2 protein-coding genes are annotated in these 2,887 nt (G+C 49.4%); both read left to right on the top strand.

Annotation, left to right across the window (positions count from 1 at the left end):
- Positions 1-114 precede the first annotated feature (114 nt).
- Complete coding sequence (locus tag ACP5PX_RS07680) at positions 115-1,434, top strand: amidohydrolase family protein (protein ID WP_428085378.1); 1,320 nt, start codon at positions 115-117, stop codon at positions 1,432-1,434.
- Positions 1,435-1,470: 36 nt separating this feature from the next.
- Positions 1,471-2,887 (top strand): adenine deaminase (locus tag ACP5PX_RS07675; protein ID WP_428085377.1); only part of this gene is annotated, 1,417 nt, incomplete at its 3' end.

Genomic DNA, 2,887 nt, shown 5'->3' with positions numbered 1-2,887 from the left:
TGTGTAAACCCACATCGTATTTAAATCAATATTGACATTTTTGTGTCAAATTTACACGTTCACGTCAAGAAGGTTTATATTTGGAAAAAATAAGCGACGAGAGGAGGAAATATAATGAAAAAAATTAAGCATGAGCCGTTTCCTCTTAAGCACGAAAAGGGGGACGCCGTAATAAAGAACATCGGGTTGATCGTTACCGGGGATATTAACAACCCGATTTTAAACAAATCAAAAATTTTGGTGAAAAACGGCTTGATTGAGAAAATAGGCGACGAAAAGACGATCAAGGACAGCGAGGCAGAAACGGTAATCGATGCAAATGGCATGATGGTGATACCGGGATTAATCGAGACCCATGCCCACATAACTTTGCATGACTATTCCGCGATATGTCAAGCGATGAACTGGGTGGAAAACCTGGCCTACTGCGGGGTAACCACCTTGATATCCGAGGGACTGCATGCTTGGGGACTTGGAAGATATTATGACGACCCGGTGGCCACAAAAGCCAACACGATAACAGAAGCGACAATATACAAGCGCTGGATGCCGGGCAGTGCGCTGAAGGTTGTCGGCGGAGCGTTGATTTTAGTAAGGGGATTAACCAAGCAGGATTTCAAAGAGATGACAGATGCTGGAGTAAGACTAATAGCTGAAATTGGAGGAGGAGGACTTTCTGAGCCAGAAGATGTGTTACAGTATATAAAATGGGCTCGTGAGTTTGGCTGGCATGTTTCAGCCCATGCTTCACCGTGTTCCATCCCTGGTTCCTCCCACATGTCGCCGGAGAAAATCATAAAGATAGATCCAGACAAGGTCGCACACTTAAGTGGCGGCTCAACCCCGCTCTCCTGGGATGAAATCAAGGAGACAATCGACAAGACGCGGCGAGACACGGCGCTTGAGCTGAGCGCCCAGTCGAACACTAGGCTGGCGTTGAAGATAGTGGAATATGCTAGGGAAAAAGGACAGCTTGACCGAGTGGTGATGGGTTCCGACCAAGCGGTTGGCTTGGGGCTTCAGTGGGGTTCACTCTGGATGCTGATGGCTCAGGTCGCTTCAATGACCAATGTTGCACCTGAGCAGGTTGTTGCTATGGCGACCGGAAATGCGGCTAGGCACTTCGGTAGGTTCGTTGATATGAACCGAGGAATAATCGAGCCGGGACGAGAAGCTGATATAGTGATTACTGACAAGCCGCATGGTTCAGCAGCTAAGGACTTCTTGGACGCTTTGAAACACGGAGATGTCTGTGCTCCGGCTTTGGTAATGGTAGATGGTAGGGTGGTTGCCATCAAAGGAAGAGATTACCAGTTCACCCAGCGGGCGGTGAAAATAAACGGAGATGAAAAGGACCTGTCGACATACGGGCCCAACGTCGAAGAATATCTGTTTGGTTCACCAGCACCAAGGTATCACAAGTGGATACTGTAAAAAGTAGAAAGAGGAGTAATACATAAAGGGAGCAATGTGGAGCACGACTCAAAGGAGCTTTCACCGTATAAGCGGCTCATCAAAACAGCTTTGAATGAGTTACCGGCGGAGCTGGTGTTGAAGAACTGCAATCTGGTCAATGTTTTCACCGGTGAGATTTCGAGAACAGATATCAGCATAGCTGCCGGCAGGATTGCCAGCATCGAGAAATTCTCTGGAAGAGCGGAAGAGGTCTGGGACTGTAGCCAGTATTATGCAGTTCCTGGGCTGTTGGATGGACATGTGCATCTTGACTCAACCCTATTGACGCCCACCCAGCTGTCCAAGATAATTCTCCCCTGCGGGACGACGACGGTGTTTATTGACCCGATGGAAATAGCCAACGTGCTGGGTCTCCGGGGCATCAATGCATTGCTCGAGGATGCTTGGGGTTCGCCGCTGAAAACCTACGTTCAGATCTCCTCAAGGGTTCCAACGGCGCCGGGTTTAGAAACTACTGGAGCCGTTTTAGGAGTCAGAGAGGTCGTCCGAATGATAAAATGGAGTACCGTTGCCAGTTTGGGGGAGCTGGATCCATCGAAGATCATCCCTCCGCAGGATGAATATCTTTTGAAAGTTATAGCCACCAAGAAAGCTTGGAAAGTGCGGGTGGGCCATGCCGCCGGTCTCACTGGCGCCGAGCTTAACGCTTATGCCTCGGCCGGTATTGGAGATGACCACGAGTGCGTGACAGCCGAGGAAGCTCTGGAGAGGGTCAGAGTCGGCATGAAGGTCATGATTCGGGAAGGTTCTAGCGAGAGAAACTTAGAGGAGCTAATAAAGCTGATTATAAGGGGCGGACAGGACCCCCGTAACTTCTTCTTCTGCACCGATGACAAGCATCCGAACGACATCGTTAGGGAGGGGCATATCGACTATAACGTAAGAAAGGCGATAAGCCTCGGCTTGGATCCGGTCAAGGCAATTCAGCTGGCGACGATCAATTGTGCCGAGCACTTCAGGCTTGATGACGAGGTGGGAAGCATTGCGCCGGGCAGATTTGCCGATATCATCCTGCTTAGAGATTTGGAGAAGTTCAGGCCGGAGATTGTTATCGCCAACGGAAAAATTGCGGCGAAAAAAGGAAAACTGCTCGTTGGGCTTCGTGAGTACAAATGGCCCGCTTGGAGTACCAACACCATCAGGATGAAAAGAGGCATAGTGCCCGCTGACTTTGAGATAGCCAGTGATAGGGAAACTCAAGCAGTCAGGGTAATCCAGATAATTGAGGGCCAGATAATAAACAAGGAGATAAGGGCTGAACTAATGGTAAGGGCAGGCAAGGTATGCGTCGACACCGCTAAGGATATTTTGAAGATAGCCTGTGTGGAAAGGCATAAGAGAACCGGAAATGTTGCAGTGGCATTTGTGAAGGGCTTTGAGCTGAATGAGGGAGCCATTGCCTCCTCAGTCG

The sequence above is a fragment of the Hadarchaeum sp. (SeqCode) genome (assembly GCF_049969415.1).
GTDB lineage: Archaea > Hadarchaeota > Hadarchaeia > Hadarchaeales > Hadarchaeaceae > Hadarchaeum.
The sequence above is the reverse complement of the archived record's forward strand: the minus strand, read 5'-3'. Positions and strand labels throughout refer to the sequence as shown.

Bases quoted from the DNA above. Each gene is read 5' to 3' on its own strand.
- ACP5PX_RS07680 (WP_428085378.1), top strand. From the start codon at position 115: ATGAAAAAAATTAAGCATGAGCCGTTTCCTCTTAAGCACGAAAAGGGG.